At 48.2% G+C, this 23,192-nt stretch carries 18 protein-coding genes; 10 read left to right on the forward strand and 8 right to left on the reverse strand.

What is annotated here, in order from left to right:
• Positions 1–19: 19 nt before the first annotated feature.
• From AC6I8T_RS25420 to AC6I8T_RS25435, 4 genes are all read left to right on the forward strand, one after another.
• Positions 20–2,227 carry a TonB-dependent receptor gene (locus tag AC6I8T_RS25420; protein ID WP_036626024.1) on the forward strand — a complete coding sequence of 736 codons (2,208 nt, stop codon included), beginning with the start codon at positions 20–22 and terminating at the stop codon, positions 2,225–2,227.
• Between the two features lie 41 nt (positions 2,228–2,268).
• Positions 2,269–3,273, forward strand: a complete 1,005-nt coding sequence (locus tag AC6I8T_RS25425) for an ABC transporter substrate-binding protein (protein ID WP_208726899.1) — start codon at positions 2,269–2,271, stop codon at positions 3,271–3,273.
• 284 nt (positions 3,274–3,557) lie between these two features.
• On the forward strand, positions 3,558–4,076 hold the full coding sequence (locus tag AC6I8T_RS25430) for an SRPBCC family protein (RefSeq protein WP_497834852.1): 519 nt from the start codon (positions 3,558–3,560) through the stop codon (positions 4,074–4,076).
• Between the two features lie 25 nt (positions 4,077–4,101).
• Complete coding sequence (locus AC6I8T_RS25435; RefSeq protein ID WP_497834765.1) at positions 4,102–4,836, forward strand: NAD(P)-dependent oxidoreductase; 735 nt, start codon at positions 4,102–4,104, stop codon at positions 4,834–4,836.
• Positions 4,837–4,934: 98 nt separating this feature from the next.
• On the opposite strand, the gene AC6I8T_RS25440 is transcribed toward AC6I8T_RS25435, so the two are convergent.
• Genes AC6I8T_RS25440 through AC6I8T_RS25450 form a run of 3 tightly spaced genes read right to left on the reverse strand, consistent with a single transcriptional unit; the run spans position 4,935 to position 8,457 of the window.
• The gene (locus tag AC6I8T_RS25440) at positions 4,935–6,284 is read right to left on the reverse strand and encodes a cytochrome c (RefSeq protein WP_497834766.1); all 1,350 of its coding nucleotides are present in this window, start codon (positions 6,282–6,284) and stop codon (positions 4,935–4,937) included.
• A 12-nt stretch (positions 6,285–6,296) separates the two neighbouring features.
• Complete coding sequence (locus AC6I8T_RS25445; protein ID WP_208726902.1) at positions 6,297–7,901, reverse strand: GMC family oxidoreductase; 1,605 nt, start codon at positions 7,899–7,901, stop codon at positions 6,297–6,299.
• Positions 7,902–7,941: 40 nt separating this feature from the next.
• The gene (locus AC6I8T_RS25450) at positions 7,942–8,457 is read right to left on the reverse strand and encodes a sugar dehydrogenase complex small subunit (protein ID WP_244634090.1); all 516 of its coding nucleotides are present in this window, start codon (positions 8,455–8,457) and stop codon (positions 7,942–7,944) included.
• A 377-nt stretch (positions 8,458–8,834) separates the two neighbouring features.
• Between AC6I8T_RS25450 and AC6I8T_RS25455 the strand changes: the two genes are divergently transcribed.
• From AC6I8T_RS25455 to AC6I8T_RS25475, 5 genes are all read left to right on the forward strand, one after another.
• Positions 8,835–9,734 (forward strand): hypothetical protein, encoded by a 900-nt coding sequence (locus AC6I8T_RS25455; protein WP_208726903.1) that lies wholly within the window; start codon positions 8,835–8,837, stop codon positions 9,732–9,734.
• Between the two features lie 331 nt (positions 9,735–10,065).
• Positions 10,066–10,587 (forward strand): hypothetical protein, encoded by a 522-nt coding sequence (locus tag AC6I8T_RS25460; RefSeq protein ID WP_244634091.1) that lies wholly within the window; start codon positions 10,066–10,068, stop codon positions 10,585–10,587.
• Positions 10,588–11,493: 906 nt separating this feature from the next.
• The gene (locus tag AC6I8T_RS25465; RefSeq protein ID WP_497834767.1) at positions 11,494–12,786 is read left to right on the forward strand and encodes an esterase; all 1,293 of its coding nucleotides are present in this window, start codon (positions 11,494–11,496) and stop codon (positions 12,784–12,786) included.
• A gap of 162 nt (positions 12,787–12,948) precedes the next feature.
• On the forward strand, positions 12,949–14,967 hold the full coding sequence (locus AC6I8T_RS25470; RefSeq protein WP_497834768.1) for a TonB-dependent receptor domain-containing protein: 2,019 nt from the start codon (positions 12,949–12,951) through the stop codon (positions 14,965–14,967).
• 89 nt (positions 14,968–15,056) lie between these two features.
• Positions 15,057–16,205: a YncE family protein gene (locus tag AC6I8T_RS25475; RefSeq protein ID WP_497834769.1), complete on the forward strand. Its 1,149-nt coding sequence runs from the start codon at positions 15,057–15,059 to the stop codon at positions 16,203–16,205.
• Here the strand turns inward: AC6I8T_RS25475 and AC6I8T_RS25480 are convergent.
• The 3 genes from AC6I8T_RS25480 to shiA form a co-directional block, all read right to left on the reverse strand.
• The gene (locus AC6I8T_RS25480; RefSeq protein ID WP_497834853.1) at positions 16,202–17,545 is read right to left on the reverse strand and encodes an ATP-binding protein; all 1,344 of its coding nucleotides are present in this window, start codon (positions 17,543–17,545) and stop codon (positions 16,202–16,204) included. The two genes, AC6I8T_RS25475 and AC6I8T_RS25480, sit on opposite strands and share 4 nt — an antisense overlap.
• Positions 17,545–18,264: a response regulator transcription factor gene (locus tag AC6I8T_RS25485; RefSeq protein ID WP_497834770.1), complete on the reverse strand. Its 720-nt coding sequence runs from the start codon at positions 18,262–18,264 to the stop codon at positions 17,545–17,547. Before AC6I8T_RS25485 ends, AC6I8T_RS25480 begins: the two co-directional genes overlap by 1 nt.
• A 356-nt stretch (positions 18,265–18,620) precedes the next feature.
• Entirely contained in the window at positions 18,621–19,931 is a 1,311-nt protein-coding gene (shiA, locus tag AC6I8T_RS25490; protein ID WP_208727091.1) for a shikimate transporter, read from the reverse strand.
• A 349-nt stretch (positions 19,932–20,280) separates the two neighbouring features.
• Here shiA and AC6I8T_RS25495 point away from each other — a divergent pair, with 349 nt between their 5' ends.
• Positions 20,281–20,586 (forward strand): HigA family addiction module antitoxin, encoded by a 306-nt coding sequence (locus AC6I8T_RS25495; RefSeq protein ID WP_497834771.1) that lies wholly within the window; start codon positions 20,281–20,283, stop codon positions 20,584–20,586.
• Positions 20,587–20,677: 91 nt separating this feature from the next.
• On the opposite strand, the gene AC6I8T_RS25500 is transcribed toward AC6I8T_RS25495, so the two are convergent.
• Positions 20,678–21,835, reverse strand: a complete 1,158-nt coding sequence (locus AC6I8T_RS25500) for a mandelate racemase/muconate lactonizing enzyme family protein (RefSeq protein ID WP_208726906.1) — start codon at positions 21,833–21,835, stop codon at positions 20,678–20,680.
• Positions 21,836–21,841: 6 nt separating this feature from the next.
• The gene (locus AC6I8T_RS25505; protein WP_021183937.1) at positions 21,842–23,191 is read right to left on the reverse strand and encodes an MFS transporter; all 1,350 of its coding nucleotides are present in this window, start codon (positions 23,189–23,191) and stop codon (positions 21,842–21,844) included.
• Position 23,192: the final 1 nt, after the last annotated feature.

A 23,192-nucleotide genomic window follows, 5' to 3' on the forward strand; every position in this document is an offset into this window, starting at 1 on the left:
AACTATATAACGCAATGATATGAACAAGAGATTAATCGCGATACTACTCGCCGGTTTGCCTGGGATGGTCGGTGCAGCAGTAACGAATGAACCTGTTGCGACAAAAGATAAAAGCACGTCGGCAAAAGAACCTACCCATGATGAACAGATGGTGGTTAACGCAGTGCCCTCGGGGGACATTTATTCAGACAGTCAGGGTGGAGCAGGGTTTACCACGCCGGATGTCAACCTGGGTCCCATTGGCAATAAGTCATGGACTGAAACGCCGTACTCGACCACGACCGTTACTCACCAGATGATTGATAATCAGCAGGCGAAAAGCGTCAGCGAATTATTGAAATATTCACCCAGTACGCAGATGCAGGCACGCGGTGGCATGGACGTTGGGCGGCCACAAAGCCGGGGGATGCAGGGTAGCGTGGTGGCAAACAGCCGTCTTGATGGTCTCAATATCGTTTCAACCACCGCATTTCCGGTAGAGATGTTAGAACGTCTTGATGTACTGAACAGTTTGACGGGAGCACTTTATGGCCCCGCCAGCCCGGCGGGTCAGTTTAATTTTGTTGCCAAACGTCCCACTGAACAACCGCTGCATCGGGTCACTTTGGGTTATCAAAGCCGCAATGCTTACAGTGGTCACGTCGACCTGGGGGGGCATTTTGGCGATGACGATAAGTTTGGCTACCGGGTGAATCTTCTTAATGAAGAGGGTGAAGGTAACGTGAAGGACAGCACGTTACGCCGCAAACTGGTCGCAGTCGCGTTTGACTGGAATATCCGACCGGGGACGCAGTTGCAACTTGATGCCAGCCATTATGAATTTATACAAAAAGGTTATGTTGGTGGCTTCAGCTATGGTGAGAGCATAAATCTGCCGAAAGCACCTAATCCGAATAATAAAAACTATACGTTGCCGACATCAGGTAATGACCTGACCACTGACACCATCAGCACCCACCTGATTCATTACCTGAACAGTAACTGGTCAGTAAATGCCGGGGTTGGCTTCCAGCAGGCTGACCGGGCAATGCGCACCGTATCTAACACGATTACCGATAATTCGGGGACACTCAGTCGCTCCCTTTCTGATTCTGCGGCTGCGGGGCGATTCAGAGTATTAAGCAATACGCTGACGCTGAACGGACACGTCGATACGGGAAGTATCGGTCATGATCTGGCCTTCTCCACGGGAGGATATGTATGGTCTATCTGGACCGCTAAAGGCAGTACCCAACGTTATAGTCTGGGAACGACTAACTATTATGATCCGTCGGCTATGCAGGAACCGGGTGATGGCAAAATTATCACTGATGGTGCGCGTTATAAATCGAGTGTGACCACGCAACAAAATATCACCGTTGGCGATACCGTCACTTTCAATCCACAGTGGTCAGCGATGTTCTATCTCAGCCAGAGTTGGCTGGAGACCAGTAACTACAGTAATGCGGGCCAGAAAACCGGGGTGGTTAGCCAGGATGGCTTAAGCCCGAATGTCGCGTTGATGTATTCGATCACCCCAGCCTTGATGGCATATATCAGCTATGCCGACTCGCTTGAACAGGGTGGCACGGCGGCAACAGGTGAAGGCATTAAAAATGAGGGGCAGACACTCGACCCTTACCGCAGCGAGCAATATGAAATTGGGCTGAAAGCGCAGGTTCAGGGGTTGAATCTGGGTGCCGCGCTGTTTCGCCTGAAACGTCCCTTTGCTTACGTTGACCCATCTGACATGGTCTACAAAGAGCAGGGTGATCAACTCAATAAAGGACTCGAACTCACCGCCAGCGGAAATGTGTTTGACGGGCTGAATATCTATAGCGGCGTCACTTTCCTTGATCCGAAATTGAAAAACACCGTTTCGGAAGACACCAGTAATAAACGGGTGGTCGGCGTACCGAAAGTTCAGGGGAATGTGCTGGTGGAATACAACCTGCCTTCCATGCCAGAACTGGTGTACAGCGCCAATGTGCATTATACCGGCAAGCGTGCAGGTAATGACCTGAATACCACATGGGCAGACAGTTATACCACCCTGGATCTCGGTACCCGCTACACCACGATGGTTGGAAATATCCCCACCACACTGCGCGTTGCGGTAAATAACGTGACGAATGAACACTACTGGGCGTCTATTTTCCCGGGTGATACCGACGGGAGTGGCAGCTCGGCAAGTGCCTTTGTCGGCAACGGCCGTGAAGTTCGCGCTTCAGTCACTTTCGATTTCTAATATCTGGAGCGGTGTCTCCCGCCAGGAGGCACCGGGATTATATGGAAAACTTTATTCGTCGATTAACGACGGTTTTATTCGCCGCCCTGTTAGCCTGGCCGTTGTATGGTAATGCTGCAAATGAGACGCACAGCGATATTCGTGTCGCGTCTCCCTGGCCTGCACAAAATACCATTATTGCCATGCTGGGTTATGGACCCAATATTGTTGGCACCTCAGAAATTGCCAAACGCATTCCTTTGTTTCGCCAGATCTATCCAGGCATCGAAAAAGTACCGGTCATTGGTGTGAACAGTGCGCATGAAATCAATCCTGAGCAGGTTATCGCACTCAATGCTCAGCTACTGATCATTCCCGCCAATATGCATTTGTCACAACCTGAACTGTTATCTCAGGCCGGTGTTAAGACGCTGGAGCTGAAAGCGAATTCGATGGATGCCTTGCGTGAGCGGGTATCACTGACGGCGCAGGCACTGGGGCCATCTGCACAGGTTATTAACGATCGTTATCAGCACTATTTTGACCGCAATATCGCGCTGATAAAGCAACGACTGAACGGGCTGTCGGAAAGTGAACAGGTAACACTTTATCACAGCATGGGAAGCCCACTAACGACCAGTGGTCGCCCTTCTCTCAACCAGGACTGGATGGATTTAGCTGGCGCGCGTAACGTGGCAGAACATTGGTTTGGCGTAAAACGGAACAACATGGGTGAAGTCCCGCTGGAGAAAGTCATCGCCAGTAATCCTGAGGCAATTGTTGCCATGAACAGACGCGATGCCGATGAAATCATGCATTCTCCCGCGTGGCAGGCTGTGTCTGCGGTAAAACAGCACCGGGTGTATGTCAATCCGCAGGGGATGTTCTGGTGGTGCAGGGAAACCAGTGAAGAGGCAATACAGATCTTATGGCTGGCGAAAACCCTTTACCCGACGCGATTTACTGATATCGATATGGCTAAGGAAACGCATGATTTTTATAGCCAATTCTTTGGTGTAGACCTGTCATCGCAGCAGGTTGAAGACATCCTTAATCCTGAGTCGTGAAATGAGTTGTATCTGTCAGGGTCGGATTTTCAGTACGGCTGAGCTCGACCCAGTGATGAAGGTGTTGCCAGATCATAACTATCCTCTGATTTTTGATATCATAGAAGTTGATATCAAAAATCATAAATCATAATTTTCTTTATTTCTTAAGTGCTGCCACCATTGATTCATCGACACACTGACTGGATTAAGAAATGAAAAAAACACTACTGGCTGCCCTCCTGAGTTCTGCTTCACTTTTCGCCGTGGGAAGTCATGCCGCACAGCAACAGGTATCTCCACAGATGCAGACTGAGGGATATGGCCCTGTCATTGTATGGCCCAAAAAGTTTACCCCGGGTACTACAGATAACTATGTTTCTAATGAAGTGGTAGTTAAGGGACTCACTATCAATGATGTCTGGCCTTTGCTCACTCATGCGTCTGAATGGCCGACCTACTACAAAAACGCAGCAAACATCATTTTTCATAAGAAAGGTGAAACAGAACTGCATATGGGAACCCGTTTTAAATTCACCACATTTGGTTTCCCGGTTGAGTCTGAGGTCACTGAGTTTCAGCCATCCGTTAATGGTGGGCCAGCACGCATCGCCTGGCATGGCTGGGTGGAAGGCGATGCCCAGCATCATCTCGATGTTCATCACGCCTGGTTACTGGAGAATCTTCCGGGGGGGCGCCTGCGCATCCTGACAGAAGAAAGCCAGATTGGTGTTCCTGCTCAACAACTGCACAACACATTACCTAATCCTATGCTCAACGCTCACCAACTTTGGCTGACAGGTCTGGTCCAGGCTGCGGAATAAGCCAAACAGTAATTTTCTGGCCTGAGTGGCCGTCTGGAACCGCACGCCGGCGGCTGTTAAGGAACTGGCTTCTGCCGGGGCTATCATCGGCAAAACGCCGCGTGAAGCGGTAGCCAGTGCTGATGTGGTTTTATCAATGGTGCGCGATGATGATGTCTCACATGAGGTCTGGCTTGATGCCGAGCACGGTGCGCTTGCCGGTATGCAACCGCATTCAATTGCTATAGAGAGCAGTACTCTCACGCCGGGCTGGATTAAGACGCTTGCCGCAGAAATGGCTACGCACACCAGGCACTTCGTTGAAGCACCGGTATCAGGTTCACGGCCTCAGGCTGAAGCAGGAACCCTGGTCTGGTTTGCTGGCGGAGAACAGGATGTGATCAAAAAAATCCAGCCTGTGCTTCTCCAGATGGGGTCTGTGGTTTACCACACCGGTGCGCACGGTTCAGCGGCACTGACCAAGCTGGCCACCAATGCCCTGATGGGCGTTCAGGTCACCGCGATTGCTGAGATCATTGGCATCCTTAATCAGGAGGGGGCTGATGTGGCCCGCGTACTGAATGCGGTTTCCGGCACGTCATGCTGGAGTCCGCTGGCTGGCGGTATTCCAGCGAGCTATCGACGCCGGACAGGGCGCGGACAATATGTCAGGTCTGGTAAGGCTGTTTCGCTGAAAGAGGAAGAGGCTTTGCGCAATAATTTCGCGGTCACTATCGCGGTAGGTCAGCCGACACTTCACGGCGGTAAAATCTGCGGGTGACTTCATCCGTAAATGCTCATTTACTCATTTGAGTAAACTCAGTCAGCAGTTATCAGAACTCATCAGGCGATGGCAAAAACCATCGCCTGATATTTACCCTATTTTCGTTGTCGTCTGCGTACGAAAAACAGAAGAATCGCCAGGACAATAACACCACCAGCGACCATACCGCCTTTCGCCACGGCTAATAGCGGCGAAGGGTTACCGCCTGCTCTTAACTCTTTCACGCGCTCGGGTGTGGTCTGAACACGGGCATCGCCAAAATTATCGAACAGATAGTTAACCAACGTGGCAACCTGTTGGTCGTTCATATGCCGGGAGAAAGCTGGCATCGCTTGTCCGTGGTCGGGTACCAGACCATCCAGCACTGCCATGACAGCGTTATCCGCCACCGGGCGTCGAAGTGCCGCGTTGCCAGCCAGGGCAGGGAGTCCGTTACGTCCTTCTCCCGACAGCTGATGGCAACTGGCGCAGTGGCTGTTATACAGATTTGCGCCTTCGGACGCATTGCCCGATAACAGCTCCAGCTCATTCACCTGCTTTGCCGGGGTTATCTGCGTTTGCGTTGCCGTTGGATTGATTTGCTGTGCGGGTACATCGCGCAAATATGCGGTAATGGCTTTGATATCGGTGGGCGTCAGGTGACTGAAGCTTTTGTTGATGGCTTCCAGCATCGGGCCACCTGCCTGCGATCCTTCCCCTGAATTACCGGTAGTGAGATAAGCAGACAATGCCTGATCTGACCAACTGCCGATACCTGCATGGACATCCGAGGTAATGTTGGGTGCAAACCAGGTACCGAGAGATGCACCGGCCAGCGCCTTACCCGACTCTTCAGCCATCAGGGCGTTGCGTGGTGTATGGCAAGTGGAGCAGTGGGCTAACCCCTCAACCAGATACGCGCCCCGATTCCATTCAGCCGATTTGCTGTTATCCGGCGTAAACGGTTTATCGTCTGTAAACAACAAATTCCATCCTGCCATCGACAGGCGAATATTGAAGGGGAAGGGCAGATCGGTTTGCGGCCCTTTGTCATCGACGGGTTGGACACCCTGCATGAAATACGCGTACAGCGCCTTCATATCCTCATCAGTAACTTTCGAGTACGAGGTGTAAGGCATGGCTGGATAGAGGTTTGCACCATCTTTGCGTACCCCATGACGTACCGCTTTTTCAAAATCAGTCAGGCTGTAAGCACCGATACCTGCTGTTTTCGACGGAGTGATGTTGGTGCTGTAGATACTACCGAGCGGCGTCTGGAGTGATAATCCACCGGCAAAGGGTTTGCCACCCGGCGCAGTATGACAGGCACCACAATCTCCCGCGGTGGCCAGATACTGCCCTTTGGCGATAAGTGCAGCGGATGCCGACTCATCAGCCTGGGCTGCTGCACTCAAGGAGAGTGCCAGCGCCACGCCTGTCAGACTTAAAGAAAGCGTCTTTTTCATTTACGGCTCTCCTTAAATTTTGCCAAGAATGGCGTCGGCAGTACGTAATCCGAGCGCGCAAGCGGTGAGGGTTGAGTTTGCGGTCGCAACGGTTGGCATGACACCCGTCGATACCATGTAGAGATTGTCGTATTCCCAGGCTTTGCCATGATGGTCAGTGACTGAGGTCTTTTCATCAAAACCCATCGCCAGCGTGCCGGTAATGTGTTGGTTATTGCTATACACGCCCGGCGTGGAGTAACGCACATTGGTGGCACCCAGCATTTTGGCAATATCGGCATACACCGCTAAGGAGTGCTGCATCCCTTTTTCAACATAACTGTCGAATGAATAAGAGAATGCCGGGGTGGGTAAACCCAACGCATCCTTTTTCGTGGTACTCAGCATGGTACGGTTGTTAGGATCGGGCAATTGTTCTAACACGTTCTTAAAACTCAGTTCATGGGAGGCGCGAAACCGGATAGCGTCATCCAGTGCCTGACCGGTAAGACCTTCTTTAATTGCACCCGCAGTGACGCCGGCGACCCGCGATGAGTTGGAAATATCAATACGAAACGCGGCGGATTCAGAACGGAAAGCACCATCACGCAACTGCTGGATAGAAGAGGGACTCATGGGGCCGCGTCCGGGCCAGAGGGGTTCATCAGCGAAAAAGGTGACGGAGTTTGATGGATGGTCCATCAAATTACGTCCCAGTTGGTCATAGTTATTGCACAGACCATGAGGGTTTTTCGCATCGGCAGACATGAACAATATTTTGGGTGTTTCAACCGCATTTGCCGCCAGCACGACGATCTCCGCTTCTACCCGGTGAGATTGTTTGTTCCAGTCGTAATAGTGAACGGCCGTGATCTTACCTTTCCCGTCCTGCTCCAGTTTGTAAACCACCGCCTGTGGCAGCAGTTTGACACCCGCTTTTTCAGCGGCATCCGCAGCAATGCCACCGTGATATTGCGCATCAATCGGACAGATTGGCATGCAGTTATTGTTACCACAGCATTGAGGACGACCATCATAAGGCAGTGAGTTACGCCCGGTGGTATTCGTCAGCACTTCATATTTCGGTGCCAGGCGGTCGGTAATTCGCTGCTCAAGCCACGATTTGGTGACGGGAGGCATCGGAAATGGCTGTTTTCTGGGTGAATATTTCGCCATTTCTGGCGGGCCTGATACGCCCCAGAGGAGTTCGGCCTCGTGATAATACGGTTCGAGATCGTCATAACTGATCGGCCAGTCGCGTCCAACGCCATACTGAGTTTTCAGGCGAAAATCAGCCGGCACCAATCGCCATGCCTGGGCTGCCCAGTGCCAGCTGGTCCCACCGACAACGCGCAGATATTCGGGTTTATAGTCCTTTGGACCCGTCTGGTCGAGATAACCGTTATCTTCAGGTTTGTAATCCGGAAACGGGGCGATTTTTGAATTTGGGTAGGGAGCGATGAAATCGTCCTTACGGGCAGAATGACGGAAATTGCTGACAATGGTGTCTCGTTCAATACGCGGGCCAGCCTCCAGCATCAGAACCTGGCGTCCCGCCAGCGCCAGCTTACGGGCGGTTAATGCGCCCACGACCCCGGAACCGATAACGACAATATCAGTAGTAATAGTTTCAGACATATTAGTTACTTAATCTCAATGGATAGATTGAACCCAGGGGTTAGAGCGGCTTTGCAGCCCAACTGCCATAAGCGCCGTAAGCGTAGGTCGGTGGTCTGAGCTTGTCGGCCACAACCTGATTCGCGAGCGCTTCGATATAAGCCACGCAAATGGCGTTCTCTCCTTTGCCGACGACCCCGAGATACCAACCAGTCAAAATGTCGGTAGGGAGGTGGGCTAAATCGGCTACTGAGGGATCGGCTGCCAGCTTGCTGCTCATTTCATTGGCGCTCACTGCGTGTTGGTCAATCCACTGCTGAAGTCTGGACGTTTTACTGCTGAAACTGCTGTCAATTCTGGAGAATGCAGCAAGAAGGACCCTGGTAAAGTTTTCCGGTAATTGTGATTTACCGGTTAGCAGGGTGGATAATTTTGCGAAACTACTGTCTTCGGGGGCACTGGCATAGGAAGGGAATGCAGGAATAACCGTCAGTGCAGCCAGTGCACCCATTCCCTGCAACAAACGCCTGCGCGAAACACGACTTGATTGCTCAACCATAAATAAATGACCTGCCATATGTGATTCTATTGTTATGACTGAATGCTGCCAGCCACAGGTGTGGTGACATAAATTCAATCTCTCAATAATTATAGGGATATAAAAACTTAACCTGTATCACAAAAATGACGGTAAAATTTCACAAATTACATTTAATGTGATCTTTTCTTAAGGAGGTGTAACATTTTGTGTGTTGTGCGGCTTATGTTGTCAGTACATCTATGTATTACGCTTCTTCACTTCCCTTCTGCCAGATTTATCAAGAGCGGTGAGCCTGCAAGCCAGTTGTGTCAGAATTACCTCTACGTTGCCGGTTACTGATTCCGCAGTGAGTTTTTCACCGAGCGGGATACAACGGCGTTCGAACATTTCAGTATGAATTGAGTGGGGGTTTCATGAGTACAGGCAGTCTTTTCCTGCTACAGCCGCTTTCAGGCGACATCATTGAATTTAATCCTGAAACCGGGGAACGCGCTTCTGTTGTTTCCGGCTTACGCTCCCATCCCGATGGCATTGCCATAGATGTTATAAATAAGCGGATTTATTGGACAAATATGGGGGAGCACAAAGAGCCTGATACGTTGGAATTTTTCCAGGCCGATGGCAGTGTTGAAACCGCGAACCTGGACGGTTCTGGCCGTAAGCGCCTGGTTGAAAATGGGGTGTTTGTTACGGGTAAGCAGCTTCTCCACGACAGCGACAATGGTCATCTTTACTGGTGCGATCGAGAAGGAATGCGCGTTCTTCGCTCAAATGATGATGGCTCAAATCTGACGGTACTTATTCAGACGGGGCTGTTTCCCAAAGATTCCAGAGACTATACGCGGCATTGTGTTGGGATCGCGATTGATCTGAAAAATGATTTTATCTACTGGACCCAGAAAGGACCGTCAAAAGGTGGGAAGGGGCGCATTATGCGTGCATCACTCGCTCTCCCTGAAGGAAAAACGGCATCAACACGGCAGGATATTAAGCCTGTAATGGAAAACTTACCGGAACCGATAGATCTGGAGTTCGATTTCCACAATAACCTGATGTACTGGACAGACAGGGGAGACAAGCTGCAAGGGGGAAACACGTTAAACTGTGCTTCGGTGCAAAACGGCGAGTTTACCGATCATCGTATCCTTGCTATGGGTTTGGACGAAGGTATCGGATTAGCCATAGATCATCCTCGTGGAGTGATTTGGATTACTGACCTGGGCGGTAATTTATGGCAGTACAAACTGAACTCAGATGAGCCACTCCAGCGTATCGCCAGCTTCGAACCACTGACAGGTATCGCCCTCGGTTGAATGGCGTCTGTTCTGGCACGACTCCCGGCAGGAGCATTAAATAACGCCAATGGCGATTAACCTGTGCTTACGGTCGTGCCGGAATAAAGTGGAGTTGACAGGCATGATTTGGGTAAAGGCACGCTTAAATGTTTACGTAAAAAGAGCTTTGGCGGATACAGAAAATTCATTGATTCAAAGGGTACTGAACTGAGTTTATATATAAAAATAAGGACAGTTAGAACTGCCCTTATTTATATCCTCAGCCGTGCCTCCCTAATATTAGTGCTTTATTCGCATAAAAATTCGAGACAGAACCACGGCCTATGGTTAAAATGGATGCGCTTACAGTATGTTAAAGCAAACATTTATCGGGATGATAACCTGGCAGGATATAAAAATGAGAACCGCTTCCATTCTTTTAGCTTCAGCTTTGCTATGCATTTCAGCTACACAAGTACATGCCGAGACCGGCTCCGGGCTTCCAATGAATCAAGTTTATCGGGGAACAATCCACCTCCCGGATTTCAACGGAAGAGACAGTCAATACGCCAGATTTAAGACAAGAATTACCAACGAAATGAAGACTGGACCAAATTTTGCGGGCCACTATGCAATAGTGACTGTCGGGTGCGGCACCAGTTGCAACTTTTCATTTGTGGGGGACGTAGCGACAGGGCAGGTCTTCAGTTTTCCTTATGGTGGGGAAGAATACTATATGCTTCAGTTGCGGTACGGGGTTAAAGATAACTCTGTGTCGGTAAAATGGGTAGAAAACGATGTATGTAATTCTGACTACATTACCTGGAATGGTAATGAGTTTACTACAACTGGCAAAACTGTCCTCGGTGCAAGAGAGAAGTGTGACTATTAACAGCTTGTGATGACTCATATATTGTTCTGTTAAAAACTCCCAGCTTTGATAGCAATGCGGATAAGAAAAGTTAAAGGCATAAACTATGCAAAGCTGGCAACGTCACAGAATCTCGCGCGGTTAGACAGACAAAACTCTATTCAACCTTGATTATATGCCGACAACGCTTGGTAACATCCCAGTTAGGCTGTGGCAGTTGTGGGAATGTGCTCACAACATCTCTCGACTGAGTTTGATTGGTAATGAAATAATTTTCCGATATTTCGCGTGCGCGATAGTCAATAGCAAAGTAATAACGTTTCCCGGGCTGGGGGATAAACGGAATCCACTGTTCTTCGCTAACGTCCGAAAAAGGGAGTAGGAGGCTAATTGTTTTTTGACCGTGTAGATCTGTTCCATCGCGATGAGTTTTCCCGACGGAATTTATTTTTTTCTTTCTTGCAGCGAGCCTATGGCCTACTGGCGGTACTGTGCATGACGCTAATGAACAAGAAGCGGCGCAGCGCCAGCAGAGCAATTAACACCAGATAAAATTAAGGAATTCGTTGCATTGTTTCATTTGTGAAACATATTCCTTTAAAGGTTTGCAAATTAAGTCACAATATTTTTGTTATTTAAGTATGGCCACATAAATTATCTTTTTGTAGAAAAATAACTTAAATATCATTATCTTGCGATAATATTGTATAATGATAATGATTTTCATAAGCAATTGCATGTCTGTTCATATCTGCTATCTTAGCCGCGAATAAGAAGGGATGGTCAATGGCACCATAACCCCCAATATTATCCTGCATGGAGAATAATTGTACTTTCGGGTCTTTGAGTATCGGCTTCTTATCTTCTACTTATCTAAATAAATTCCTGATAATTAGTGCGGTTTATAACTTCTAATATGGACATGGTATGAATCAGACAAAAGCACATGGCATTGTTTTGCGTTCTCTTGCGGTTATGATCTCGGCAGTTTTGTGCCATCAGGCGTTTGCTGACTTGCCTCAGCCAGCTAATGATCCTCATGCTCAGGTTCATGATGGGGGTAAAGGCGGGCAACATAAATGGGCTCAACCGCCTCAGCCTTTTAAAGTCTTACCTGATAATAAAGTGGTTTTTAGCATTCGTGCGCCGGAAGCTTCTAAAGTAGAAGTGCAGGGTGGCTGGCCTGGTGGAGCGAAAGGGGATAGTCGGGTTGCCATGACTAAAGGCGCTGATGGCGTGTGGACCACCACTGTGGGTCCTCTGGCTTCCGATATCTGGAATTACCAGTTTATCGTTGATGGTGTTAAAGCGATGCCTGAGTTTGGCCGTAAGTCTCCTCAAACCGGACTGGCAAACAATGAATTTGCTATTCCTGGTGCAAAAGCTGACGACTTCGTGGCAAATTCCGCTTCTAAAGGCAGTGTTACTTACACGTCTGTGCCGTTCATGGACAGTCAGAAGCGTTTTACCATCTATACCCCACCAGGCTATTTCAATTCATCTGAGCGTTACCCGGTTTTATATCTCACGTTAGGTGGCGCACATGATGGTTCTCGGGCGAATGAAGACTCTTTCATCTTCAACTTGCTTGATAACATGATTGCAGATAAACGTATCCAACCGATGATTGTGGTTGTTCTCGACCCGGATGCGCCAGGAGGAAGTTCGCTGGGGAACTCCAGTTTCCATGGTGGAGGAAACCAGACATCTGAAAAATATGTAGAAGCATCTCAGGCGATTGTAGATAACATCGTCCCCTTCGTGGATAAATCATTCCGTACATTGGCGGACCGAGAGCATCGTGCAATCGGCGGTTTCTCCTCTCCTGGTGCACAAGGCTTTATGGCTGGAGCACGTAATCCGAATGTATTTGCCTCGATTGGTACTTTCAGCGGCGGCTTCCCGACCTGGCCGGGTGTAGGTGTGCAGATTGAAAGCAAGCTGCATTATGACCATTACACTGGGCCTGATCTGAACCGCGTACCTGACATGAAAAAGTTAGGAGCATATATTCCTAAACTGAATTCAGACGCAAATATGAAGTTGGTCTTTATGAGTGTTGGAAGCGATGAACCTCTGATCCAAACTTTCGAACTGATGAAAACGTTTCTGAGTGAGCGTGGAATTAAATATCAGGCCATCGTTGAACCGGGTGAGATCCATGATGGGCGTAATATCCGTGTTTCACTGCGTAACTTCCTTCCATTGTTGTTCAAGTAATTAGTTGTATTTCGTCATTCAAAATAGAAATCAATAAAATTTGAGCCTGCTTTGCAGGCTCTCATAAGAAATGACCGTATTGATACCATTCGCATTTAATTGCGTTATTTGGTTGCACGCCCGTGTTCTGAATATGTTCAATTAAACGACGAGAAAAAAGAAATGTCTATCAAGTATGCACAGGGATTGCCGCGGCTCTCTTCATTATCTCTTGCAGTAACATTGTCCATTTTGACGATGAATAATGTCCATGCCGATGATTTTTCATATGATTCAACTGCTAATAACCTTAATGGTAAAGACCAGAACACAATGGTCGTGACGGCATCTGGATTCGATGAGGATGTGACCAAAGCTGCCGCCTCTGTCACCGTCATTAGCAATAAAACCATACATTCCAAGCCATATTATACGGTGCTGGATGTACTAAGAGACGTCCCAGGGGTTTTTGTAACAGGAAGCGTCGGCTCTGAAGAAATAACCATGCGTGGCATGGCAAGCGATTACACCTTGATTCTGGTTGATGGAAAAAAGGTTGATATGCGAGAAACCGTCGATGAAACAACGACAACGGGATATCAATTTTTGCCGGGTATCGAAGCCATTGATCATATTGAGGTGATCCGTGGCCCTGCATCTTCCCTTTATGGTTCCGATGCAATAGGTGGTGTTATCAATATCATCACTAAAAAAGCGAACAGAAAAGAATGGCACGGTTCGATTACCGCAGGAACAACTATCCAGGAACACAGCCGTTCTGGTGACATTAATCAAACCAGCGCCCATTTAGCAGGTCCATTGATTGAAGATACGCTGAGTATGAAAGTCGATGGCACTTTTCAGCAGAGAAATGAAGATGACTATGATGGTGGGGCAGCAAAACGTAAACTTCTGAATGGAGGGGTAGGATTTACCTGGACGCCAAATCTCGACAATATTTTTGACTTTGATGTGACCCGAGCTTTACAGGAAACACTGGCCACACCGAAAACTTCTGGTGGTACGACTAACCATACCTACACTCGAACAAACTATACGCTGAGCCATAAAGGGTATTATGGAATCCTGGAGACTAATTCTTATGCTCAAATTCAGGACTCAACCAATTCCAGCAGTAGCATCACTGGCAGAAACACCACGTTAAACACGCTTGAGAAACTTTATCTTGGGGACAATCATACGTTTTCATTTGGGGGTTCATTCCTGAACGAGACCATCCATGATGCGAACAATGTGCTTAAAGTTGAGAGTGGTGATCCAACTTCAAAACTGGACCGTAATAGCTGGGCGCTGACTGCTGAGGACCGATGGAATGTAGTTGACCCATTTGATGTGATCCCGTCACTTCGTCTGGATGAAAATGAAAAATACGGTTCACACGTTACACCAAAACTTTATGGAGTATGGACTATCGCCCCGCAATGGACGTTAAAGGGCGGTATCTCTGGTGGTTATAAAAACCCCACTTTACGCCAGTCAGCGTCAAACTGGGCTGACTCTGCCGGTTCCGGTCAACGAGATGGCGTAAGTATTGGTAATCCTGATCTTAAGCCGGAAACCAGTACTAACTATGAGCTGGGAATTAACTGGGACAGCGGCAGAGTGAAAGTCGGCGTCACCGGATTCTACAGTAAGTTCAGAAACAAAATTGAACTTGAAACGCTATGCACCGGAGATGCCGGAACTTATACCTGCGATTATAATGGCGAGAAATATGACTTTGTCTCGTCTTACTATAATGTGAGTAAGGCAATGATGCGTGGGGTTGAATCCACATTTGCATGGGATATTCTGTCTAATCTGCATCTAAATACTTCTTACACCTATACTGAAACCAAGCAGGAGTCGGGAGAATTTGCAGGCCAGCCGCTTAATCAGCAACCTAAACATCTGGTAAGTGCACGTCTGGATTATGACTTCTCACAGAATATCAGTCCGTGGTTGCGTGTTTATTATCGTGGCAAAACGTCTGAGCACTATGCAGGGAATTCCAGGTCAACTGAAACAGCAGGGTTCTATTCCTACACCGTTGTTGATTTAGGGGTTAATTTCCAACTTACACCGAAGGTTAAGTTAAATACCAGCGTTTCAAACCTGTTTGATAAATACATAGATAGTGATACCTATGGCGATAATCAGGATGGAAGACGTTACAACGTTAGCCTGACCTACAATTTCTGATTCTACAGCAGGGCGTATCAGGTATCTAATACGCCTAAATCAGAAAAGAGTCTCCCGGTTAATAACTAAGATGAAAAATTAAGGACTTAATGATGGTAAAGTTGAAAAAAGGGCACTATACCTTAAAAACACTATTTGCCGTATTATTGGCGAGTATGGCAACTCCGGGTTTTGCAGACATCCAGGTGTTAAGAAAACCGGTTGATGTAGGTGCATATGAAATGGTCTACAACAATGATCATCAATCCATTTTGGTTGCCACCACTCAGGACAGAAATGTTGAAGGGGGGCTGGTATATGAACTTGATGCAAAAACACTGAATGTGATTCACACGATCAAAACAGGTAAAAAGCCTTTTGGCGCAGCAATAAACAATAAAACGCACACCGCATATTTTGGTGGAAGTATAGATGGATGTCTTATCGCTGTTGATATTGATACAGGAAAGGTCAAAGGTATTGTTAGCCTGGTACCGCAGATGCAAAGAGCAGAAACGAAAGGTAAACCCACAGAGCCGCGTCGTCAGAATGCGCAAGCTCGTGGAACGAAACCTGCGGGTGAGATGAAGATTCACGACGACAACCGGCCACCTGCACCGCGAGAGCTGGCGGTGGATGAACAAACCAATACCGTTTATGTCAGTGGTGTTAACCGCAAAGATAGTGTGCTATGGGTGGTTGATGGTGCCAGTTTAGTGGTGAAACAGACACTGCACGGATTGGGTAAACTCAACACCGGATTGGCAATAGATAATGATAATCACCGCCTTTATACCAGTAACGGTGATGGAGAGTTCATCACAATCGACAGCCAGAACAATAGCATCCTCTCCAGAACGAAAATTGTCGCAGATGACCAGGAACATTTGCTGATGAATATTTCTCTCGATAAGAAAGGGCATCGCGCATTTGTGTCAGATAATAAAGCAGCTGAGATTTTGGTTGTGGACACGACCAATGGTAAAGTTATTCATCGGATCAATGTACCTGAGTCTATCGGTGTTCTTTTCAATTCACAGCGTAATGAGATCTTCGCAGCCCACCGTAACGATGGGACTGTCAGCATAATTGATGGCAGAAACTATGAGGTGCTGTCAACTTTACGGCTTCCAGCACACCCTAATAGTTTTGCATTATCAACATCAGGTGATGCACTCTATGTAAGTGTAAAGCAGGACTCTGCTCATGATAAACCTACTATTCTACCTGATGATGTTGTGCGTATTGCCCTGAACTAAGATGAAGCGTGCCCGTATTCCGTACGGGCATGCAATGATTTAGGGAGGGTCACACGCGCGTTAAGTCCGTGAGGGTTACGGTTCATCAATTCGAATACACCGCCATGTAATTGAACAATTTCATTGACGATTGAAAGGCCTAATCCGGCATTTCCTTTTCGCTCATTTCTTGCCGAATTGAGATGAAAGAATGGTTCTTTGACTTTCTCTAGCATGTCGGGAGGGATGCCTGGGCCGTTATCCATGATCTCAATAATGATTTGATCACCGGCCTGCCTGGTATAAATCGCTATTTGGTCTGCGTGTGCTGCTGCATTTTCAATAAGGTTGACGATAGCCCGTTGAATAGCTTCTGGTTTGCAAAATAATTCCAGGGTTGATGTACCAATGTATTGTATGCATGTTCCGCCATCTTCATATTCATCGCAAAGGGTTGTCAGTAAGGCATCCAAATCCAGCCGTTCTGGTTTTTCTCCATCCGAACCCGTGCGAATGAAAGAAAGAGCCGCCCCGATCAGTTTGGTCATCAGATCTATGTCCTTGATGAGTTTTTCTTTTGCAATTTCCGTTGGCCAGGTATCGATACCAAGTCGCATTCGGGTGAGGGGAGTACGCAGATCATGACTGATAGCTGCCAGCATATGGCTACGGCTTTGCATGTAACTTGAGATGCGCTCCTGCATGAGATTGAAAGTGTGGGCGACTCTGCGAATTTCGAGAGGGCCTTCCTCTTTCACCGGTATAACCGTCATATCGCGACTGAATGCGTCTGCTTTTATTGAGAGTTCGCGCAGTGGGCTAATAATTCGGCCAATTGCCCAAATTGACATAACGGCAATTCCCGTCAGAAGAAACAATATTGCGCAGAAGGTTGGAAAGGTAAATCGCGTAGGTTCTCTGCCAATGTTATCCACCATCACTTCAAGATAACCATTACCCATATTTATGATGACCTGTATATCCTGGCGGGGGTTCTGAGAGTTACAGGAAAAAACGTCAATATGGTTTCCCCCTTTTAATTCACTGGCTAGTGATCTTGCCAGATCCCAGGTATTGAATGTCTGAGTTGTGCAACTTACAGGTTGTTGTGTGACCCAACGCATTTTCATCCCATCGGCTCGTTGTGCTGCCTGCAATATTGCATTCTGCTGTGCAGGCTCAACTTCACGCAATATATTAACAATGCTACTAATACGATAAGTTGTTTGCCATGGCCAGGGAGGGCCGGGTGGCCCTTTCGGGATGAATAGCAGTGTGCATAAAACCATAAAGGTAATGACAGTCGAGCATGAAATAATAATCAGAATATGGCCTAACGTAGTGGAAAAGAATGTTTTCATCACAGCGTATTAACTTCTGGTCTGAACATATAGCCACCATTTCTGAATGTCTGGATTAACTCATCTTTTACCTGGTCATCAGCAAGTTTTTTTCTTAAACGGCTAATCAGAATGTCGATGGTACGTGTTGATGGTGAACAGTCATCCGCCCGAGTTAACTCCAGCAGATTTTCGCGAGAAAGCAATTTGTTGACGTTCTGACACAACACGACCAATAAATTTGTTTCGTTCGCGGTCAAGGATTTGCGTAGTCCCCCAGGACCGCGAAGATAGCGTCTCAAGGGGTAAAAGGTGTATGCAGAAAACTGAAATGTCATTTCTGTTGTTAATTTTGGTTGAGAGACATCACGAGAAGTCGATCGGCGTAATACGGAACGAATCCTGGCGAGGAGAACATGTAAATCAAAGGGTTTCGTAACATAGTCGTCTGCGCCAAGTTCCAGACCAAGAATATTGTCAGCAGGATCTTCCAGAGCCGTTAGCATGATGACAGCTGGACCTCCTTCGGTGCGGACTTTACGGAAGAATTCAAAGCCGTTCTCTCCAGGTAACATCAGGTCAAGTAGAATCAAGTCAGTGCTATTTTTCTTCATCCACTCATGCCCAACTTCAGCTGAAGGACATGTTTCCACATGATAGCCCTGCGTTTTGAGAAACGAAGCAAGTGATTGGTTTATATCAATATCATCTTCGATTATTAGGATTTTTGTCTCGTTCATGTGTGTATTCAGCAATCTCAGGTATGAGCAATATTTTATCATTAATTGATAATAATAGTCATTATCAATTAACGAATCTGTATCTGTGAGATTGAGAGAAAAGAAAGGGCTTAAATATCTGAACTGGCAAAAGTCGATAGTTGTCGTTGGAGCTAAAATAAACATACCGGGATTCGCAGTATGCCGGTGCGGTTTATAACACGTTAACGAATTGCCATATTGTTCCAGGGAAGAAGGGGGCATGGTGGAAAATCACCACCACAACTTTACCCTCAGCTTCGAGTTTAGTCAGGAACCCGTTGTAAAACCGGTGGCGCAAAGTGGGAGCCCGATGGCTGCCCACTCATCAAGCGCAGTTAGTGAGATTTTTTCATAAACAACGCGGTGCCTGCGGAGAGCAGGCAACCAGCCAGAAGGTAAATTGCCACGCTATGCCATTGGCCACCTGACAGGGTGACTAAAGAGGCCGCAATAAACGGCGTAAAACCACCGCCAACTACGCTGGCAACCTGATAACCCACCCCTGCGCCGCTGTAGCGATAACCTGCACCAAACATTTCAGTAAACATGGGTTGCTGGACGCAGACGACCATATCATGCGCAATATTCGCCAGCATAATTGAGAAGAATATTATCCAGACGAGAGATTTTGCCTCCAGTGCCATAAAGAAAGGAAAGGCACTCAACATACCGATCACCGCACCGATGATGTAAATGCGATGACGACCGAAGCGATCCGCTAAATGGGCAAAACAGGGGATGGTAAGACAGCTTAGGCCACCGACCAGCAGACCGATATTAAGGAACAGTTCGCGTGGCAAGCCTAGATTCTGTGTGGAATAACTCAGTGCGAACGCGGTAACGATATACATTGTCAGTAATTCACACAGTCGTAGTGCGATAATCTTTAAAAACGCACCCGGATGACGCACCAGCGCCTCCATGACAGGTATGCGTGATTTCTTTGATACTTCTGTTTTCTGCTGGCGCTCAAATTCAGCGGATTCTTCCATGCCTTTTCGTATCCACAGCGCGGCAAGAACCAGGATCGTGCTGCATAAGAAAGGGATGCGCCAACCCCAGCTCAGAAATTGCTGGTCCGATGTTAAATGACTGATGAGTGAAACCAGTCCGGTGGAGAGTAAAAGTCCCACGCCGTAGCCGACCTGAACACCGCTGCTGTAAAAGGCTTTTTTTCGCTCAGGCGCACTTTCTACTGACAGCAACGCTGCACCTCCCCATTCTCCACCAACGGCAAAGCCCTGTATGGCCCGCAATGTGACCAGCAACACCGGTGCATACCAGCCAATGCTGGAAAAGGTTGGCAACAGGCCGATAAGGGCGGTGGAAATACCCATCATCCAAACCGTCATCATCAACATGCGTTTACGGCCCAGACGATCTCCAAAATGGCCGAAGATTATCCCGCCCAACGGCCGGAACAGAAAGCCGACACCAAAGGTGGCGAATGCAGCGAGCGTTCCCATCGCTGGGCTAATCTGTGGAAAGAATTCATGGTTAAAGACCAGGGCGGCAGTGATGCCGTAAAGCAAGAAGTCATACCAGTCAACCACCGCACCGGCAAAGCTACCCCAGGCAGCACGCCGGGCACGATTCAGAGACGGAGTTTTGTTCATGGCTGATGGTGAAATAAGTGGAGAATCCATAGTTGTCCTGTTTGCACTATTTTTAGTTGTTAGAACGAGCAGCAAGTCATTCTTATCAAAGCGGGCATCATTCAGAGTCGGCCAAGAGACTACTCTGTCATCAGCTTGGATGAAACCCTTATCCGGTGATACTTGCGCGAAGCTGTCTGTGCCATAAGGCTAAGCTGAGAGGCTGTACAAGTTATCCAAATCGGTCACGCAAGTCTTAATTGATAAAAAATAAATATTTATCAATAAGATATAAAAGTGCGCAAAATGATAGTTATGTTAAATTACCTGTCCCTCTATCACGGCCAGTCTGCGTCATCATTCCCTACCCGTAACTTCTGAATTATGAGGATTATCACTGATGACTATGCATAACCCCCCACACGCGGGTGAAATTATTTCCGATATTATGGAGGATCTTGATATCGGCATCAGAGAGCTAGCCCGTGCTCTGGCCGTTGCGCCCTCCACAGCTTCACGTATGGTTTCTGGATTGACTGCTATCACACCAGAAATGGCTATCAAGCTGTCAGCTGTAATCGGCAGTACTCCCGCGATGTGGTTACGTATTCAAGCTGCCTATGACCTTGACCAGGCGGAAAAAACTGTCGACCTCTCTGTTTTGAATACAAGTTATAAACCAGCCCCTTTAAAAGGTGCCAACTGAGCCGGTTAAGAGGCTTCAAAGCCACTGTTTCTTAATGACATTCCCGAACTGGGCAGGCTACCTGTTCTGCCCAGATTTCAGGAGTGTTACGTCAAAATATGTTAGCAGTCAGAGCATTCTCTTTTAAAAATTCACGATTAATCGTGAAGCCCAAACCAGGCTCTTGCGGTAACGCTAACCAACCCTGTTCATGTTCAAGCGGATTCTCGACCAGCGCGGTGCGGAACGGATGTGATGATGTGTCGTATTCGAAAAGCGGTTGGCTGGCATAGAGCGCATAGTGGGTGACCGGGGTTGACGCGATCAGATGCAAAGAAGCGTATTGACCCACCGCAGTGCCCCAGACATGAGGGTTGACCTGAACGCCGCCTGCCGTGGCTAACACGTTAATATGACGTAATGCAGTCACCCCACCCGCCAGGCAGATATCCGGTTGGGCAATATCAATGGCCTGAGATGCAATGAGATCACGGAAGCCAAACAATGAAAACTCCGCTTCACCACCCGCGATGGGAATATCCAGCGCATCCCTCACCCGGCGGTAAGCAACATAATCTTCAGGAATAACCGGCTCTTCCATCCACAGCAAATCGTAATCGGCCAGGGCGCGTCCAAGGCGAATGGCATCATTGGCACCATAGCCGTGGTTAACATCGATCATAAATTTGCTGCGTTCGCCAACGGCTTCCCTGATAGCAGACATCACTTTTACGTCATCATCAACACCAAAGCCTAACTTCACCTTCATCAGGGAAAAACCGGCTTCACTGTGGCGTATCGCCTCACTGGCCATAGCATCCGCCTGGCCGCGTCCTTCCGTACGGAAAAAACCTGTCGCATAACATTGCACGCGCTCACGAAACGCGCCGCCAAGCAGTTGCCAAAGCGGCAACCCTGCCGCTTTACCGCAGATGTCCCACAACGCAATATCAACTGCGCTGATGGCCCCCAGCACCACCCCCTTACGGCCATAATCTCGCGTTTTGACATACATGTCATGCCACAAGACTTCTGTATTGCGCGGATCTTTACCGATGATCAATGGCTTCAGGGCGCTGTTGATGGCGGCGGCAGCGATTTCAGGAGGCTGCAAGCCAACACTGAACGTCTCACCCCACCCCTCAATGCCTTCGTCGGTGGCGATGCGCACCAGCACGGTGGATCGTCCCTGCACCCAGCCTTGTGAGTAGGCAAATGGCCGATCCAGTTTGCTCTTCAGGATATAGGTTTCTACTTCAGTAATTTTCATCTCAGATTACTCCTGCGTAGCTTGTGCCATAAGGGATGAGGATTTTTCTTCGCGGATAACCGGCTTACCGACGAACCAGAAATAAATACCTGCGCCAAGCACAGAGACAACCGCGGAAATCAGAAACACCAGTGTAAAACTGTGAGTAGCATCGACAATCGCGCCAGCGACCAGCGGTGAAACTGTCGCACCGAGGAAGCCACCGAAATTCTGCACTGCGGCGACAGAGGCTACGGTGCCAGGGGCTGTGACTTCGGCTGGAATCGACCAGGCATGCGCGACTACGCCACCATTAAAACCGAGCGCAAACGCCATTAAGATCACCGCGACAGTCAGGCCCGCACCTTCACCGAACATGCCATTAAATGGCAGCAGCGCCAGGACGATAGCCTGTAACACCAGCGCACCAATGATGGTGACCTTCTTGGCTTTAAGTGTGCTCCAGCCGGAACGTTCGGAGAGCTTACCTGAAATCACACCGCTCACGAGATCACCGATGATCGCACCAATCCACGGGACGCTGGCGACCAGTCCTAAAGAGGAAAATTTAATCCCAAACTGGTTAATGATATAAAGTGGGATAAAGACCAGGAAAATCTGGTAAACCCACATATTACAAAAGAAACCCGCCATCATGCCCCACATCGTTTGATGTTTGAATAATTCCCTCCAGGGTAAATTATTTTTTGTAATTATGGGGGTGGCATCATGCTGAATATATTCCCGTTCTTCTTTTGTCAGGGATTTATGTTTCTCAATATCCCGATAGAAGGCAAAAAATATCACTGCGGCAATAATTCCTGCCCCACCGGCAATGAAATACATTTCACGCCAGCCAATTTCTGAAACGATCCAGATAAGTAAAAAGGTAAAGAAGGCCGGTCCTACTTTAAGTGCAGCATCCCAGCTGGCATTGGCGATGCCCTGCTCCTTTTTTGGGAACCAGCGGGTAACAATTTTATTCGTGGCTGGTAAGGAGGGTGCTTCAGCCAGACCGAGCCAGATACGGGCCAGTATAAAGCCAGTAAGCGTATAGGACATACCCATCGCGACTGTCGCGGCACTCCAGATGATCACGGACGCGCCCAACAGGATACGCGGGCTGAAACGATCGACAAACCAGCCGGAAGGTAATTGACCAAATGCATAAGCTAAAGCAAAGGCGCTTCCCAGCAGGCCGATATCCGTAGCGGTGATATGCATTTCAGTTTGCATTACCGGCGCTGCGATAGAAAGCGTCAGGCGGTCAATATTATTAATGATCGCCAGCAGGCACAGTAACCCTAGCACTCCCCAGCGTTGCCGCCCTGGAGGTTTCATGGTCGAGCTTTGTTTTGACAGAGTAAATCCAGACATT

Source organism: Pantoea sp. X-Soil-OKNW-556, from assembly GCF_059730695.1.

What these genes read in the sequence shown, in the direction of transcription:
- AC6I8T_RS25420 (WP_036626024.1), top strand. Translation starts at nt 20, where the DNA reads ATGAACAAGAGATTAATCGCGATACTACTCGCCGGTTTGCCTGGGATG.
- AC6I8T_RS25425 (WP_208726899.1), top strand. Translation starts at nt 2,269, where the DNA reads ATGGAAAACTTTATTCGTCGATTAACGACGGTTTTATTCGCCGCCCTG.
- AC6I8T_RS25430 (WP_497834852.1), top strand. Translation starts at nt 3,558, where the DNA reads ATGCAGACTGAGGGATATGGCCCTGTCATTGTATGGCCCAAAAAGTTT.
- AC6I8T_RS25440 (WP_497834766.1), bottom strand. Translation starts at nt 6,284, where the DNA reads ATGAAAAAGACGCTTTCTTTAAGTCTGACAGGCGTGGCGCTGGCACTC.
- AC6I8T_RS25445 (WP_208726902.1), bottom strand. Translation starts at nt 7,901, where the DNA reads ATGTCTGAAACTATTACTACTGATATTGTCGTTATCGGTTCCGGGGTC.
- AC6I8T_RS25450 (WP_244634090.1), bottom strand. Translation starts at nt 8,457, where the DNA reads ATGGCAGGTCATTTATTTATGGTTGAGCAATCAAGTCGTGTTTCGCGC.
- AC6I8T_RS25455 (WP_208726903.1), top strand. Translation starts at nt 8,835, where the DNA reads ATGAGTACAGGCAGTCTTTTCCTGCTACAGCCGCTTTCAGGCGACATC.
- AC6I8T_RS25460 (WP_244634091.1), top strand. Translation starts at nt 10,066, where the DNA reads ATGTTAAAGCAAACATTTATCGGGATGATAACCTGGCAGGATATAAAA.
- AC6I8T_RS25465 (WP_497834767.1), top strand. Translation starts at nt 11,494, where the DNA reads ATGAATCAGACAAAAGCACATGGCATTGTTTTGCGTTCTCTTGCGGTT.
- AC6I8T_RS25470 (WP_497834768.1), top strand. Translation starts at nt 12,949, where the DNA reads ATGTCTATCAAGTATGCACAGGGATTGCCGCGGCTCTCTTCATTATCT.
- AC6I8T_RS25475 (WP_497834769.1), top strand. Translation starts at nt 15,057, where the DNA reads ATGATGGTAAAGTTGAAAAAAGGGCACTATACCTTAAAAACACTATTT.
- AC6I8T_RS25480 (WP_497834853.1), bottom strand. Translation starts at nt 17,545, where the DNA reads ATGAAAACATTCTTTTCCACTACGTTAGGCCATATTCTGATTATTATT.
- AC6I8T_RS25485 (WP_497834770.1), bottom strand. Translation starts at nt 18,264, where the DNA reads ATGAACGAGACAAAAATCCTAATAATCGAAGATGATATTGATATAAAC.
- shiA (WP_208727091.1), bottom strand. Translation starts at nt 19,931, where the DNA reads ATGGATTCTCCACTTATTTCACCATCAGCCATGAACAAAACTCCGTCT.
- AC6I8T_RS25495 (WP_497834771.1), top strand. Translation starts at nt 20,281, where the DNA reads ATGACTATGCATAACCCCCCACACGCGGGTGAAATTATTTCCGATATT.
- AC6I8T_RS25500 (WP_208726906.1), bottom strand. Translation starts at nt 21,835, where the DNA reads ATGAAAATTACTGAAGTAGAAACCTATATCCTGAAGAGCAAACTGGAT.
- AC6I8T_RS25505 (WP_021183937.1), bottom strand. Translation starts at nt 23,191, where the DNA reads ATGTCTGGATTTACTCTGTCAAAACAAAGCTCGACCATGAAACCTCCA.